This window comes from Bacillus sp. 007/AIA-02/001 (genome assembly GCF_004634455.1).
Lineage (GTDB): Bacteria > Bacillota > Bacilli > Bacillales > Bacillaceae_G > Bacillus_A > Bacillus_A cereus.
The window spans coordinates 538,754-553,610 of record NZ_SEIY01000002.1 but is presented as its reverse complement, the minus strand read 5'-3'; the positions used below and the strand labels follow the sequence as shown (position 1 = coordinate 553,610).

Sequence of the window (14,857 nt, the reverse complement as noted above, 5' to 3'; positions counted from 1 at the left end):
TTGTTAAATGTTATCATGACATGCTTGTTTGCATAAATAAGTTTTTGAATATTCTAACTTGAAAAAATTATTTTTGAATATTCATGTTAACAAAATGGTCCCTTTTCAAACCTTAAAAAAGAACACATGTTTGTTTGTAGTGGCGTTAAAAAAACAAAAGTGAGGTATTACATCATGGGATATAACAGCTTTCCTGTAGTACGTGGAAGAGGTATGGTGAAATGGAATCCGTTTGCTTCAATACCGGAGCAATACGAGGAAATACATAGAATGTTTGAGGAACAATATAAAGTACCTAAACCTTTTTTAACACAAGATACTATGGAACGAATAGAAAGAGCGTTAATGCAATCTTTTCACGAGGAAGAAGAAATACATATCTCATACTATCGTGATGGAATGGTGCAAGACATGTACATAAATGTATTACATATTGAACCGATGACGAAAACTATATATTGTACAGATGCCTTTGGTTTGAATACTAAGTTTAAGTTTGATGAATTGGTGAATATAAATTAAAAGAAGCCGCCCGACAGGACTGAAGTGCACCCCAATTGTTAGACACAGCCTAACAATTGGGGTGCACTTCACATATATAGGTGGCTTTTGTACGACAAAAAAAAAGAGCTCTGCTATACAGCAGAGCAAAAGAAAAATATATAACCCTATAAAAATAATACAAATTATTGATACTTTCAAAAGACGAAATTTAAATTTCCATCACAATAATAGCTATGTTTAAGTATGAAACATTCTACCTTCACTATAGCTATGAATATTCTTATTTTAGAATTCCATAGTATCCAAATAGCTCTTTGAGAGATACCTCAATACCGAACTTCTTCAAAGAATCTTTTCTTTGTTCAAAGAGAAGTTCTAAAACTTTTTTCTTATCTTTGTCTCTTCCATAATGAATCAACCTATGACAGTTCGGACATATACTAACTATATTTCCAACAACATCTAAACTATTTTCAAAATCATGTTGCATTCTTAACGGTATTAGATGATGGGCCTCCATATAATTTTTTCGGCTGGCTTCCGATACAAATGTTTCATGTGTGTCATCTATTTCACATTTAAATTCTGCCTGTTTAATAGCTTGTTTAGCTTTTTTCGGATCACGAGGCCATACTTCCCTACCAGATTCCATTTTAGTTTTTTTTCGATTTTCCGGTTTCTCTTCTTCTGCAATCTTTACTTTACTAAAATCCGAATCAATATTAGCCTGATACATATCTTCCTCTTGCTCATCCTCAGAAAGAATAAAGCTCTCATTCAACGCTTTAATAATATTATCAATAGATTTATATTTTGCTAATTTTGTCGAATCAATATATGAATATATAAATTTAAAAGATTAAAATAAAAATAAGTACACATGTTTTATTAGGAGGTATATGTATGTCCAACAGCACTTCATGGCTAGATGAAATTATAGCAATATTAACCGAACTAGATGGAGCAGGAACACTGAATCAAATTAAAACAAAGGTTATGGAGCGTAATAAAATTGACTTGAATAGATACCAACACGAACAGTCTATAGCTGCAAGAATTAGAAAGACCATTTATCAGGTAAACTGTCATAAAAACGTTCAATGGCCGCTACTAAAACTAAATCTTCTAAATGAGCAGTTTTAAGGTTGTTTATTTTTAAAAACATCAAAAATGCCAAATCCCTTATATCACAAAGGATTTGGCATTTTTAAGTATCTAGAACACGCGCTAAATTTAAGGAGAAATTAACAGACATGAGTCCGGTATAATGCCGTGTCCACACCCAAGGATCGGTTACATAAAATAGCGTATCTAACCTGGGAAGTCTATTGGCCTTTTTCCCTTATAGTAACGCTCTCTTCTACTAAGACCTTTTCTTTCTAGGGCCTACAATTAATTTAATCGCTGTTCTTTCTTCATTATTGATAGAAATCTCTTGAAACGCTGGAACAAAAGCTAAGTCAATACCACTTGGAGCGACGAACCCTCTTGCAATCGCAATTGCTTTAATCGCTTGATTTATAGCTCCAGCCCCAATCGCTTGAATTTCCACATTACCACTTGTTCTTAGTACTCCTGCTATTGCACCTGCGACTGAATTTGGGCTTGATTTTGAAGATACCTTTAATATATTTTCCATGTAAGTTGCTCCCTCTATTATTTAATCTCTCTTTCGTTACAATTTTAAATATTTTAGCGTATCTTTAATTACTATTCACACCAAAAACAAACGATGCTTCATATGTATATTATTCTATATTTTCTGACTTTTTCCTGCTCAGCTACGCAAATAAAAAATAAACTGAATAACCTAATATAAATATAGCTAAATATTATAACTTCACCAAATGATAACATCCATACAGCTAAAGGTAATATTTCTGTTTTGTCAGACTAAATAAATATAGTAAAGTGAAATTTTAATGAGTGGGGGTTTAATTCATCCCCCACCTAACTTCTTTGCTTTCGCTGAATTTTGAGATGGGAGTCTTACTGCTCGGAAAATAGCGGGATAAACGTTTCCTCGTTACTTCAATCTATTTAGAAATTCCATTTATTTTTCTATCAAATTATAAACCTTATCATCTTCAAAAGGTGTTACAGGTAATACCCAAATACTACGCTTCATCATTTGACCACTTTATATTCCAAATCTATTTCCTTTTATAGTACAAGCATACACGCCAATTGTGATTCATCTTCATAAACTACTATGTGGTTTAAATTTATTAAGAATAGGAGGTAATATTTTGGGTTCATACTATCATTCTTCAAACTCGTATAAAAAATGCTCATGCAAATCTTCTTCCAGTTCAAATAAAAAATGTTCATGTGACCATTCACATAAACGAAGCTGTCCTGCATACGGAACTTTTTGGCAAACTGAATTTATAACTGTTCCTTTTGGAGATCCTTTTCCATTTAATCACGTTGGACCTTTAGCAGGAGGTGTTTCCTTACTAAATCCTACTACTATACACTTTAGACAAGCTGGTGATTATAGAGTTTCGTTCATTTCCAGTATTAATACTACTTTAAATCCTGTATTTCCACATATCCCAGTCATAACTATATTTTTAAATAACAATCCACTTGCTAATAGTCAAGGTGACTTCGCTATTCAAATGAATACTTCATCAAATAACGAATGTCTTCAACTCGTTGGCGAAACGATTGTTACAGTGCCTGCTAATTCAACTCTTCAACTTAGAAATAATAGTGGTTTTAATCGTCAAAGTATTGTAACTTGTGACAATGGTATAAATTCAATTGAATTAACAGTTACAAAACTAAGTTAAAATTATTTCTTCACATTCAGATGCTATTTCAGCATCTTTTTTTATTGAATAACAGTTTTTTCAACTTTTATTATCTCTCCCCACATAAACAAGTGCAGAATTCTTTCTAACACAAGATTTCTGCACTTGTTTATTATACTTATTTATTCTTCCTTATTTCTCTACATAAACCGACTTAACAATCGTACGATTATATGGTTTTCCTTCTTTATTCATCCCTTTTATATCCATCGTAACGTTATATACTCCCGGTTGTTTTATATCTTTCAAAGCACCTGTAAATGTATTCGTATTAACATTTTGTAATTCATTAAATTCAGAGACTAACTTACCTTCTTTATTAACGACTCTTACTGTTATGGAAAGATCCCCTTTCATTTCAGGTGCCACAGGTGATTTTTTCAGTTTATACTCAGGTTTATTTACTTTAACTTTTGTAGGCATTCGAAGAACAAATGGTGCGTCATCCTTGTAATCGCTTACAACTAAATATGCATCTTTCGACTGCTTCGCCATCATTTTGATTTTCCATTCGCCTACTTCCAATTTATCAAACTTAAATGTTCTAATTGTCGCCCCATTAAAGAAAGATTCGCCTTCACCAGTAGTTATAGCGCTATCTTTATTTGCATAGATTTTTCCTTTTGGAGATACCATTTGTACTTCTACATCAGAAGAAGCAGTTAGTACAGAAACTATTCCTTCAGCCTTTTTATCAACAGAAATACTTTGCTCTATCCACTGATTTTGTGGTAATTCGCCTCCTAAAATATTTTGATTTGAAGTTGTATTTAATTGTTCTAGATCTTCATATGAACTAGTGCTGGATGCTACTAAAGCTGGTAATCCCACATTTGTCGTACGTAAATATGGTTCAATTCGTGCAAAAACAGCTGATCCTTTTCTTATATTGTCATGATCAAATCTGGAATCTGTAAATAAATGTGTACCGTACGATAGCTTCGCACTCCATTCATTTACTAGTCCATCATTTGAACCGTACGATGATAAATATAACCCGCCCATAGATAATGCAGAAAATGTTGGCCCCCAGCTAGTTCCAGTAGCCGTATAGTAACGGTTTAATTTAGCTGCTGGGTTGTTATCTATTATTGAACGAAACTTTGCCATTTCACCTATTTGTAACGAATACGTACCATCATCTTTTTGACCTAATATAGAAGCAAGCCAACCTGCCCACCAACTATATGACAAATCTGCTAAATTTGAGCCGTGATGCGGTGTAGCAAGTGTAATAACATTTCCAACAAATCGATTCGCACCATATTCAACTAATGCGGCTTGTGTATCAATACCACCTTTACTATGCGCTACAATATTAACTTTTTTACCGAAATAATTATATATTTCTTCAAGTTTTTGTGCTAACAATTTTCCGTTATCCCACTGACTAGCCGAACCTTTCCCTGCAGCATCATACAATTGTATAAACACTGTTTGATAGCCTGCTTTTAAAGCATAATCATACATATCATTTATATCATGATATACTGTCTTTCCATACCAACTATCAGCATTACCATTTCTTCCTTGTACAAAGAGAATTGGCGGTTTATTCTCATCATAATTAGCAGGTTTTTGGCCTAAAAACCATTCTCCAGGTGTGAATACTTCTGTATCAGGAAACCCCTTTCCAAGCTCTTTTACAACTTCTGCCTGTACATTTGTTCTAATCGTTGGAGCCATGATAAAAAATACAATTAGTAAGGCCACACATCTTCTCATCAGTCGCATATTACTCCCCCTATTTTTTTGAAAGAAGGTGTTCTTTATAATATTTTATATTTTCCCTTCCTTAATAATAGCTAATCTTTTATTTTTAAAAGATGTTAGCCCTATTTTTAGAAGGTTACTAGTTGTATACCCTCTTCCTTAACTCTCGTTATTCTCTTTGTTTCTACCTCTTCCTTTTGATAGAATACGACAAAAAAGTTTCTCAATAATTGTTAACTTCGCTACACCCAGATATTTTTTAAATCATTATTGTTTATATAAAGCATACAAATCTTGAAAAAATTTTAGTAAAAAAACATTTTATTACTAGTTAGTTATTTAAAAATATAATAAAGATATGTACTTTCTTTTCATTAAATACAAACTAATTTTAAAGGAGCTTGTATTATAAGACTTTCCTACGATTAAAAATTAAACTGAAATTTCCGAATAGAAAATCATATTTCCAGAAACATATATTATGATAATTTCCGCACACTTGAATTAACTTTTTAGAAGTACTAACCTATCGGTGAGCAGAAGAAAATTCTGTAAAAAGAAAGGAGAATACTTTATGATGACCAAATTACAAAAGGAGTTTTTTAAACGCTTAGAAATTCCTGCAAAAGAAATAACACTTGATGATTTAGATGAAATTCTCTTAAAAATGGGAATGATCCTCCCCTATGAAAATCTTGATATTATGGCTGGTACTATTAAAAATATCTCAAAAGATAACTTAATAGAAAAGTTACTTATTCAAAAACGAGGTGGACTTTGTTATGAATTAAACTCCCTATTGTATTATTTTTTAATTGATTGTGGGTTTCAAGTATACAAAGTAGCCGGTACTGTTTATGACCTTTACGATAATAAATGGAAACCCGATGATGGTCATGTCATTATCATATTAAGTCATGAGGATAAAGATTATGTTGTGGATGCAGGTTTTGCATCTCATCTCCCTTTACATCCAGTCCCTTTTAACGGAGAAGTCATCTCCTCTCAAACAGGAGAATATCGAATTCGTAAGCGAAATACTCGAAAAGGTACGCATATTTTAGAAATGAGAAAAGGAGCTAACGGGGAATCTACAAGTTTCTTACAATCTGAACCTTCAAACGAATGGAAAATAGGCTATGCTTTCACTGTAGATCCAATAGATGAGAAAAAAGTGAATAAGATTCAAAAAGTGATTGTAGAGCATAAAGAATCTCCTTTTAATAAAGGAGCTATCACTTGTAAATTAACTACTTATGGTCACATATCATTAACAAATAAAAATTATACAGAAACCTTTAAAGGCACCAAAAATAAACGACCAATAGAATCTAAAGATTATGCTCGCATTCTTCGTGACTCTTTTGGAATAACGCAAGAGAAATATGTAGGAAAAACACTAGAAAGAGGCTAGTTGACTACAAGTATTTCATAATAAAGCAGATTCTATATTTAGAATCTGCTTTATTTTATATTTTGTTATAAATTAATTTAATTTTGTTGTTACCCTTTAATTTTCAATTATATACTCATCATCATATTTATCGTATTGTAGCCCTTTCCCTATCTTTGACTCCGTAACTTGATCTCTTAAAAACGGTGCAGCATCCATTTTACTAGTTGCAATTTCAATTCCATATTTTTTCGTTAAATGAGCTAACTCTATTAAAAACCACTCTCTTCGCAATGTAACTGGAATATCCAATGTTTTTCTTTTCATATATAATAGCACCTCTTTTATTTTCATAGCTTAAAAATATCACTGGATGCACTTATTAAAACTACCTTTCACCGCTAACATCCAATGAAACATTATAGTATATGCATGTCCATTTCAAACGTGCTATCACAAATATGATATTTAAGTTTACATAATTATATTATGTAATAGTAGGAAAGGAAGGCATGTCCCTTCCTCTTCTACTATAGATTTAAATTAAGAACATCTTGGTACACCTAAAGCTAAAAATAAACCTGCTACTCCCGCAGTAATCGGTACTTTTAACGTAATAACATCATCTACCTTCGTTACTAAAAAGTAAGCATTACCTTCTTGTAATATACAAGTTACCAACAATTGAAATTCCATTCAAATCTCCTCCTTTCAATCGATATACTATAATTTATGAAATCTCTTTCAAAAAGTAATAGGAAATATATCCATTTTTCCTTATATATGAAATAAATGTTTATGAATCTATTAAAAATATTAATTTTCTAAATTTATACAAAACGTGTAATATCCAATAAATTCCTATATAATCAATAAGAAGAATCTTACAAATGGAGGTATGAAAATGTCGATTTTAAGTAATATCGGTGCAGCTTTATTTTTTATTGCTTTTATTCTTTTAATCTTATGTATCATTTCATTCTTTAAGAAAAATGGAAAAGCAAAACAATATGGACGTCCTACCGTTATTCTTTTTATGATTTCTATTATATTAATAACGGCCGGTACAACAAAATCGGAACACCCCGTCGTCGAGTTTTTTTCTACTTTAAGTTTCATTCTATTTATATTCTTCCTTGTTCTAGCAATCTTATCTGTTATTAAGAAAACAGGTGTAGCGAAAAAACAATTTATTATTACAGCTGTATTATTTGTCATTTTTGTTGCGTTATTAGGTATTTCAGCTCCTTCTTCTGAAAAAACGACAGCAACTAGTACAAAAGTTGCCTCTAATAATGAAGAGCCAAAAGATAGCGAACAGAAAAAAGAGCTAGAAAAGAAAGAGGGGGACGAAAAAACTCAAAAGCAAGAAGATGAGAAGCGTCTAGCCGAAGAACAAGCTCGTAAGCAAGAGGATGAAAAACGTCAGGCTGATGAACAAGCTCGTAAGCAAGAGGATGAAAAACGTCAGGCTGATGAACAAGCTCGCAAACAACAAGAAGAACAAAAACGTCAGGCTGATGAACAAGCTCGTAAACAACAAGAAGAACAAAAACGTCAGGCTGATGAACAAGCTCGTAAACAACAAGAAGAACAAAAAGCACAGCAAGCTCAAACACAACCAGCTAATGGTAATACTGATAGTGCATACTACAAAAATTGTGCTGCAGTTAGAGCAGCTGGGAAAGCTCCTTTACATAAAGGGCAACCAGGTTATAGCTCTCATCTTGATCGTGATGGCGATGGAATTGCATGTGAAAAATAGTAATAAAAAAGAAGCTTTTACTAAGCTTCTTTTTTATTAACGTAAAATATTACCACTTATTACTTTCCCCCTTATTTTAATAACATTCTTCTTATTATTCTCAAAAACGACACAGAATAAGTGATTTCAATCACTACATAGATTTTAATTTATCGCTATTCTTAATTCAGATATTACATTAAAATTTTATGGAGGCATTCATATGGAACATACATTTACTGAAACTTCAATTGTTGGTGAGATTGTTACACAATTTCCGAAAGCTAGTGATCTTTTTAAATCATATAGAATAGATTTTTGTTGTGGCGGTAATAAGCCACTTATTGATGCAATTCATGAAAGAAATTTATCAGCTACTGAAGTGCTTACAGAGTTAAATACGCTTTATCATAATACGAAACGATTAAATGAATCGGAAATTGATTGGAAAAATGCTTCTTATCGTGAATTGATTGATTATGTCATAAATAAGCATCACCGCTATTTAAATGAAGAATTACCACAGTTAAGTCCATATGTGACAAAAGTATTACGTGTTCATGGGGCAAGTCAGCCTCATTTTGCTCAAATTCATAAGCTATTTCATGAACTTAGAATGGAATTAGAACAGCATTTAATTAAAGAAGAAATGGAAGATTTTCCATTAATTTTAGAATTTGAACAAAATCCAACTAATGAAAACTATGCTAAGTTACGTAAAGTAGTAAATGAACTAAAAAATGAGCACAATCATGCTGGAAATATTATAAAAGAACTTCGTAAAGTGACAAATGACTTTACTCCTCCAGAAGGTGCTTGCGGTACTTATCGACTTGTTTACCAACGCCTCGAAGCGCTAGAGTCTGATTTATTTGAGCATATTCATTTAGAAAATAATATTTTATTTCCGCGTGCCATTACGAAAGCATAAATCAAGTGCAGGACATGAGTGTAAATACTTATGGCCTGCTTTTTCGTTTCGCGAAAAATATTCACATCCCCTTCACATAAAACCGAATTTTAACAATTTGTGAATCATTATAAAGATGTGATAAATATCACATCTCCCCCTTATTTGATTTTCTATAATAAAAATATAATCCTTTGTTCAATATTTCACATAAAAAGGGGAAACGAAAATGAAAAAACGTTTAGTTATGATCGGAAATGGTATGGCTGGCATTCGCTGTATGGAAGATATCTTAAAACATGATAGTGATTCATATGAGATTACTATTTTTGGAGATGAACCGCATCCAAACTACAACCGCATTATGCTCTCTCATGTTTTACAAGGCAAAACAAATATACAAGATATCATTATGAATGAATACAGTTGGTATGAAGAAAACGAAATAACTTTGTATACGAATGAAAGAGTTCAAAGTATTAACCGAGAAGAAAAAATTATTATTACAGAAAAGAAGCGTACTCTTACATACGACAAGCTCATTATCGCAACAGGTTCTAGTGCTTTTATTTTACCTGTTGAAGGTTCCGCACTTTCTGGTGTAACAGGATTTCGAACTATTGAAGATACACAATTTATGATAGATACCGCTAAAGAAAAGAAAAAGGCCGTTGTCATTGGTGGCGGGTTACTCGGTTTAGAAGCCGCAAGAGGTCTAATTGATTTAGGAATGGACGTACATGTTGTTCATTTAATGCCTAGCTTAATGGAGCAACAACTAGATACGAAAGCAGCTGCTCTTCTGCGTGAAGATTTAGAAGCACAAGGCATGAAGTTTTTAATGGAAAAGAAAACTGTAAAAATTCTTGGTACAGACCATGTTGAGGGCATTCAATTTGAAGACGGTGAAGTTGTAGATTGTGATTTAATCGTAATGGCTGTCGGAATACGGCCAAATACGCAAATAGCAAAAGATGCTGGTCTAATTGTAAATCGCGGTATTGTAGTCAATGACTATATGCTAACAAATGATGAGTCCATTTATGCAGTTGGAGAATGTGCAGAGCATGACGGTATCGCATATGGACTTGTTGCTCCTCTTTATGAACAAGGTGCGATATTAGCAAAACATATAACAAATTTACAAACTGATGGATATTCGGGCAGTATCGTCGGTACACAATTAAAAGTTGCTGGTTGTGATTTATTCTCTGCTGGCCAAATTTATGAAGATGATCAAACGAAAGCAATATCCATCTTTAATGAATGTAAACGTTCCTATAAAAAAATATTAATTCGTGATAATAAAGTCGTCGGTATCGTTTTATACGGTGATACAGCTGACGGTACCCGCCTCTTTAGCATATTAAAGAAAGAAGAAGATATACAAGAATATACACCAGCTTCCATTCTTCACAAAGCTGGTGAAGAATGTGAACTTGACGTTGCTACTATGAGTGCGGATGACACAATTTGCGGATGTAATGGTGTTACGAAAGGCACAATCGTTCACGCCATTTTAGAACAGGAGTTAAAGACTTTTGAAGAAGTTAAAGCCTGTACGAAAGCCGCAGGGTCTTGTGGTAAATGTCGTCCGCTTGTAGAACAAGTTTTATCTCATACACTTGGAGATGCTTTTGATGCTTCTGCACAGTCTACCGGTATGTGCGGATGTACACCTTTATCACGTGATGAAGTCGTAGCGGCCATTCATGAGAAAGGTTTAAAATCTCCAAAAGAAGTACGAAACGTTCTTGGTTTTGTACATGAAGATGGATGTTCGAAATGTCGTCCTGCTTTAAACTACTATTTACGTATGGCGATTCCAGAAGAATATGAAGATGATAAATCATCCCGTTTCGTGAATGAAAGAATGAATGGTAACATCCAGCACGATGGTACCTTCTCTGTTATTCCACGTATGTACGGAGGCGTTACAACAGCAGATGATTTAATGAAAATTGCTGAAGTTGCGAAAAAGTACGATGTTCCACTTGTGAAAATTACAGGTGCGAGCCGAATTGGCTTATACGGTGTTAAGAAACAAGATTTACCTAACGTATGGGCTGAATTAAATATGGCTTCTGGATATGCGTATTCAAAATCTCTTCGTAATGTAAAATCATGTGTTGGCTCTCGTTTCTGCCGTTTCGGTACGAAAGATTCATTAGGACTTGGTATGTTGCTTGAACAATCATTAGAAATGGTAGATACACCTCATAAAATGAAGATGGGTGTAACGGGCTGTCCACGTAACTGTGCGGAAGTACTGACGAAAGATTTTGGCGTTGTTTGTGTCGAAAATGGATACCAACTTTATATTGGCGGAAATGGTGGTACGGAAGTACGCGAAGCTGATTTTGTAATGATTGTCCCTACTGAAGATGATGTCCTTCGCATCGCTACAGCTTACATGCAATATTATCGTGAAACTGGTATTTATGGAGAGCGTACTGCCTACTGGACAGAACGATTAGGCTTCGATCACATAAAGGAAATACTGCAAGATGCAAATATGGTCACTAAGTTAAATGAACGTTTCCAAAAAGCTCGTGGCACATATAAAGAAGCATGGGGACAAGCACTAGAAACGAAATCATTAAAAGCGATGTATGAAGTAGAAACTGTGAAATAAGGAGCTGTGATCTATATGATACAAACGAAAGAAAAAATAAAAGTTATGCGTGCAGAAGACCTTCCTATTCAAATCGGTAAAGAGGTGCAAATGAAAGGTATGTCTTTCGCCCTATTCCGCCTTTCAAATGGCGATATTCGAGCTGTAGAAAATCGTTGTCCTCATAAAAAAGGGCCATTAGCGGAAGGTATTGTATCTGGAGAATTCGTCTTTTGTCCCCTACATGATTGGAAAATTTCACTACTAACAGGTGAAGTTCAAAAACCTGATGACGGTTGTATTCAAACGTATGAAGTAGAAGTTATTGACGGGGATATTTATATATACATGTAATTTAAAAAAGGAAGCCTCCCCTGGCTTCCTTTTAAATAAAAATAGACGAGGTGCGAATATGAACGGATATGTATATTTAGTTGGTGCAGGACCAGGTGATGAAGGGCTTATTACAAAAAAAGCGATAGAGTGCTTAAATCGTGCAGATATCGTCTTATATGACCGCTTATTAAACCCTTCCTTTCTTAATTATACAAAAGAAACATGTGAACTTATTTATTGCGGAAAAATGCCAAAGAATCATACTATGCGTCAAGAAATGATTAACGCACACCTCCTTCAATTTGCGAAAGAAGGAAAAATCATAGTCCGCTTAAAAGGCGGAGATCCATCTATTTTTGGCCGTGTTGGTGAAGAAGCAGAAACTTTAGCATCAGCAAATATTCCATATGAAATTGTACCAGGTATTACATCTAGCATCGCCGCTAGTATCTATGCAGGTATTCCCCTCACCCACCGTGACTACAGTAATAGTGTCACTTTATTAACCGGACATGCAAAAGGTCCTTTAACCGATCATGGAAAATATAATTCATCTTACAATAGCGACACGATTGCCTACTACATGGGTATAAAAAACTTACCTACAATTTGTGAAAACTTACTACAAGCAGGAAAAAAAGAAGATACGCCAGTAGCAGTCATTGAATGGGGTACAACTGGTAAACAGCGCGTTGTCACAGGGACACTGTCTACCATTGTTTCTATTGTCAAAAACGAAAATATTTCTAATCCTTCTATGACAATTGTTGGTGATGTCGTTTCCTTACGGGATCAAATCTCTTGGAAAGAACGCAAGCCATTGCACGGCAAGAAAGTTTTATTTGCATCTGCAACAAATAAAAAAAGCGCAATAAAGCAAATGTTACAAGAGTCCGGTGCAGAAATATATCAAATTCCAACTTTCAAAAAGAAAGAATACACATTAACCTCTGAACAAATCAATATGATTTTTACCGTTGATCGTCTTGTATTTTGTTCCGCTGACAGTGTAGACATCTTAATGCAATCATGCAGTAAATATCATAAAGATATTCGTTCCTTACAGGCAGAACTTCAGTATATGAATCTTTCTATTCAAGAAAAGCTCATGCAATATGGATTGTTAAGTAAACCTGCGCAATTTTCTTCGAATTCAACGATTTATTTAGGACGAAACATTAACCGAATTGCTGTTATTCAAGAAAAAATTGGTGCCGGTTCTTATATGATGACTCATGCGTATACTATTGACGATCGCTTCTATGAAGTTCATTCTCGTATGCTTTCTGAATTCTCATGGGGAAGCATTGTGTTTGAAGGGCGTGCCTCAATTGATACATTTTTATCAGAAATAAAACGACTTGGCTTTATCGATATCCTTACTCTCCCTTTCTCGTATACCGACGTTCCAACTTTACACTATGCGAATAAAGTTGGATTTCATCATGTAGATGAGCAATTACAAAACATGATTATGAAGAAAGATTTGGTGCTGCGATGAAAGGAATTATATATGTTGGGCATGGGAGCCGGCTACAAGAAGGTAATGAACAATTCATTCATTTTGTTCAATCTGTTATAAAAGAACGTAACGAAAGAATTCAAAAAATTGCTTTCCTAGAACTAACGACACCTACCATTTCGGATGCAGTTACAGAAACATTACTAGAGGGCGCAACTGAAATAATGATTGTACCTGTTTTATTATTTGCAGCAGCTCACTATAAACGTGATATTCCTTTTGAAATAGAACAACTACAAAAGAAATATCCACAAATAACATTTTCAGTTGTACCTCCTTTTAGTACACATCCACATATGGTGGAACTTGTAGTGAAAAGAATACGTGAAGCTATGCCAATGCAAAATAGTAGTATTTTACTCGTAGGACGAGGCAGTAGTGATACACAACCGATACATGAGTTACAACAAATCGGAGCAGCCATCGAACGAAAACTTGGTATGCCAGTATCCTGTTCCTTTTTAACGAAAGGAACTCCCTCTTTTGCTGTTGAGCTCAAGGATATAACATCGACTGCGTCCCATGTATATGTCATGCCATACCTTCTCTTTACCGGATTATTACTTCAAAAAATTGAATTGCATACAAAAAAATACAATCATGTTACGACTTGTAACTGTCTTCAGTTTGATACATATATGAAACTAACATTGTTAGAACGAATGGAGGAATGCATATATGTATAACATGTACCCTCTTATGTTTAATCTACAAAATAAAGTGGTTGTTATCATTGGTGGAGGTAAAATTGCATATCGAAAAGCGTCTGGATTAAAAGATACAGGCGCTTTCGTCACTGTTGTCAGTCCAGAAATTTGCGAGGAAATGAAGGAACTTTCTTATATTACTTGGAAGCAAAAAGCTTTTAGTAATGATGATATTAAAGATGCTCACCTTATTTATGCAGCTACAAATCAACACGCTGTAAATATGATGGTCAAACAGGCCGCTCATGATTTCCAGTGGGTTAACGTTGTAAGTGATGGTACAGAATCATCTTTTCACACACCTGGCGTTATAAGAAATAATGAATATGTTGTCACTATTTCAACTTCTGGTAAAGATCCATCATTTACGAAGCGTTTGAAGCAAGAACTAACATCTATATTGCCTAAACTTATAAAAAAGATTTCTCGTACACATAAATTGTAATCTATTTCTTAGTTAAAATAGTAATTACCTTTGGACAAACGTTTTTTAGGGGACGTTTGTTCTTTTTGTTGTAGTTCCGTTCTTTTATTTCACAAGCAATCTATGAAGAAAATAAATGGTGTTTGCAACTTGTAAACAAATAAATTTCAT

Annotated in this window: 16 protein-coding genes; 11 read left to right on the top strand and 5 right to left on the bottom strand. The window is 33.8% G+C overall.

Annotation, left to right across the window (positions count from 1 at the left end; genetic code table 11):
* The first annotated feature begins 174 nt into the window (after nucleotides 1–174).
* Nucleotides 175–522: a YolD-like family protein gene (locus ES895_RS08275; RefSeq protein ID WP_000541073.1), complete on the top strand. Its 348-nt coding sequence runs from the start codon at nucleotides 175–177 to the stop codon at nucleotides 520–522.
* Between the two features lie 262 nt (nucleotides 523–784).
* Here ES895_RS08275 and ES895_RS08270 read toward each other — a convergent pair whose 3' ends face one another.
* Entirely contained in the window at nucleotides 785–1,240 is a 456-nt protein-coding gene (locus tag ES895_RS08270) for an HNH endonuclease (RefSeq protein WP_000283853.1), read from the bottom strand.
* Between the two features lie 167 nt (nucleotides 1,241–1,407).
* Between ES895_RS08270 and ES895_RS08265 the strand changes: the two genes are divergently transcribed.
* Nucleotides 1,408–1,647, top strand: a complete 240-nt coding sequence (locus ES895_RS08265; protein WP_000071987.1) for a hypothetical protein — start codon at nucleotides 1,408–1,410, stop codon at nucleotides 1,645–1,647.
* Nucleotides 1,648–1,867: 220 nt separating this feature from the next.
* On the opposite strand, the gene ES895_RS08260 is transcribed toward ES895_RS08265, so the two are convergent.
* Complete coding sequence (locus tag ES895_RS08260; RefSeq protein ID WP_000427801.1) at nucleotides 1,868–2,143, bottom strand: stage V sporulation protein S; 276 nt, start codon at nucleotides 2,141–2,143, stop codon at nucleotides 1,868–1,870.
* A 610-nt stretch (nucleotides 2,144–2,753) separates the two neighbouring features.
* Between ES895_RS08260 and ES895_RS08255 the strand changes: the two genes are divergently transcribed.
* Complete coding sequence (locus ES895_RS08255; RefSeq protein WP_000536152.1) at nucleotides 2,754–3,302, top strand: hypothetical protein; 549 nt, start codon at nucleotides 2,754–2,756, stop codon at nucleotides 3,300–3,302.
* A gap of 153 nt (nucleotides 3,303–3,455) precedes the next feature.
* Here the strand turns inward: ES895_RS08255 and ES895_RS08250 are convergent, their stop codons facing one another.
* Complete coding sequence (locus tag ES895_RS08250; RefSeq protein WP_135238283.1) at nucleotides 3,456–5,057, bottom strand: lipase family alpha/beta hydrolase; 1,602 nt, start codon at nucleotides 5,055–5,057, stop codon at nucleotides 3,456–3,458.
* 553 nt (nucleotides 5,058–5,610) lie between these two features.
* Here ES895_RS08250 and ES895_RS08245 point away from each other — a divergent pair.
* Complete coding sequence (locus ES895_RS08245; RefSeq protein ID WP_000988429.1) at nucleotides 5,611–6,450, top strand: arylamine N-acetyltransferase family protein; 840 nt, start codon at nucleotides 5,611–5,613, stop codon at nucleotides 6,448–6,450.
* Between the two features lie 96 nt (nucleotides 6,451–6,546).
* Here the strand turns inward: ES895_RS08245 and ES895_RS08240 are convergent, their stop codons facing one another.
* Together ES895_RS08240 and exsG are read right to left on the bottom strand one after the other, a co-directional pair.
* A complete protein-coding gene (locus tag ES895_RS08240; RefSeq protein ID WP_000824207.1) occupies nucleotides 6,547–6,756 on the bottom strand; it encodes a hypothetical protein in 210 nt (69 codons plus the stop codon).
* A gap of 216 nt (nucleotides 6,757–6,972) precedes the next feature.
* On the bottom strand, nucleotides 6,973–7,125 hold the full coding sequence (gene exsG, locus ES895_RS08235; protein ID WP_000395679.1) for an exosporium protein ExsG: 153 nt from the start codon (nucleotides 7,123–7,125) through the stop codon (nucleotides 6,973–6,975).
* A gap of 208 nt (nucleotides 7,126–7,333) precedes the next feature.
* Here exsG and ES895_RS08230 point away from each other — a divergent pair, with 208 nt between their 5' ends.
* The 7 genes from ES895_RS08230 (at nucleotide 7,334) to ES895_RS08200 (ending at nucleotide 14,707) form a co-directional block, all read left to right on the top strand.
* Nucleotides 7,334–8,194: an excalibur calcium-binding domain-containing protein gene (locus ES895_RS08230; RefSeq protein ID WP_135238282.1), complete on the top strand. Its 861-nt coding sequence runs from the start codon at nucleotides 7,334–7,336 to the stop codon at nucleotides 8,192–8,194.
* Nucleotides 8,195–8,396: 202 nt separating this feature from the next.
* Entirely contained in the window at nucleotides 8,397–9,104 is a 708-nt protein-coding gene (gene ric, locus ES895_RS08225) for an iron-sulfur cluster repair di-iron protein (protein ID WP_000401359.1), read from the top strand.
* 208 nt (nucleotides 9,105–9,312) lie between these two features.
* Complete coding sequence (gene nirB, locus ES895_RS08220) at nucleotides 9,313–11,718, top strand: NADPH-nitrite reductase large subunit (protein ID WP_135238281.1); 2,406 nt, start codon at nucleotides 9,313–9,315, stop codon at nucleotides 11,716–11,718.
* 15 nt (nucleotides 11,719–11,733) lie between these two features.
* Nucleotides 11,734–12,051 (top strand): nitrite reductase small subunit NirD, encoded by a 318-nt coding sequence (gene nirD / locus ES895_RS08215; protein WP_000616682.1) that lies wholly within the window; start codon nucleotides 11,734–11,736, stop codon nucleotides 12,049–12,051.
* A gap of 58 nt (nucleotides 12,052–12,109) precedes the next feature.
* Nucleotides 12,110–13,534, top strand: a complete 1,425-nt coding sequence (locus ES895_RS08210; protein ID WP_135238280.1) for a uroporphyrin-III C-methyltransferase — start codon at nucleotides 12,110–12,112, stop codon at nucleotides 13,532–13,534.
* Nucleotides 13,531–14,241, top strand: a complete 711-nt coding sequence (locus tag ES895_RS08205; RefSeq protein WP_000676191.1) for a sirohydrochlorin chelatase — start codon at nucleotides 13,531–13,533, stop codon at nucleotides 14,239–14,241. The genes ES895_RS08210 and ES895_RS08205 overlap by 4 nt, the downstream gene beginning before the upstream one ends.
* Nucleotides 14,234–14,707 carry a precorrin-2 dehydrogenase gene (locus tag ES895_RS08200; protein ID WP_000282595.1) on the top strand — a complete coding sequence of 158 codons (474 nt, stop codon included), beginning with the start codon at nucleotides 14,234–14,236 and terminating at the stop codon, nucleotides 14,705–14,707. The genes ES895_RS08205 and ES895_RS08200 overlap by 8 nt, the downstream gene beginning before the upstream one ends.
* The last annotated feature ends 150 nt before the right edge of the window (nucleotides 14,708–14,857 follow it).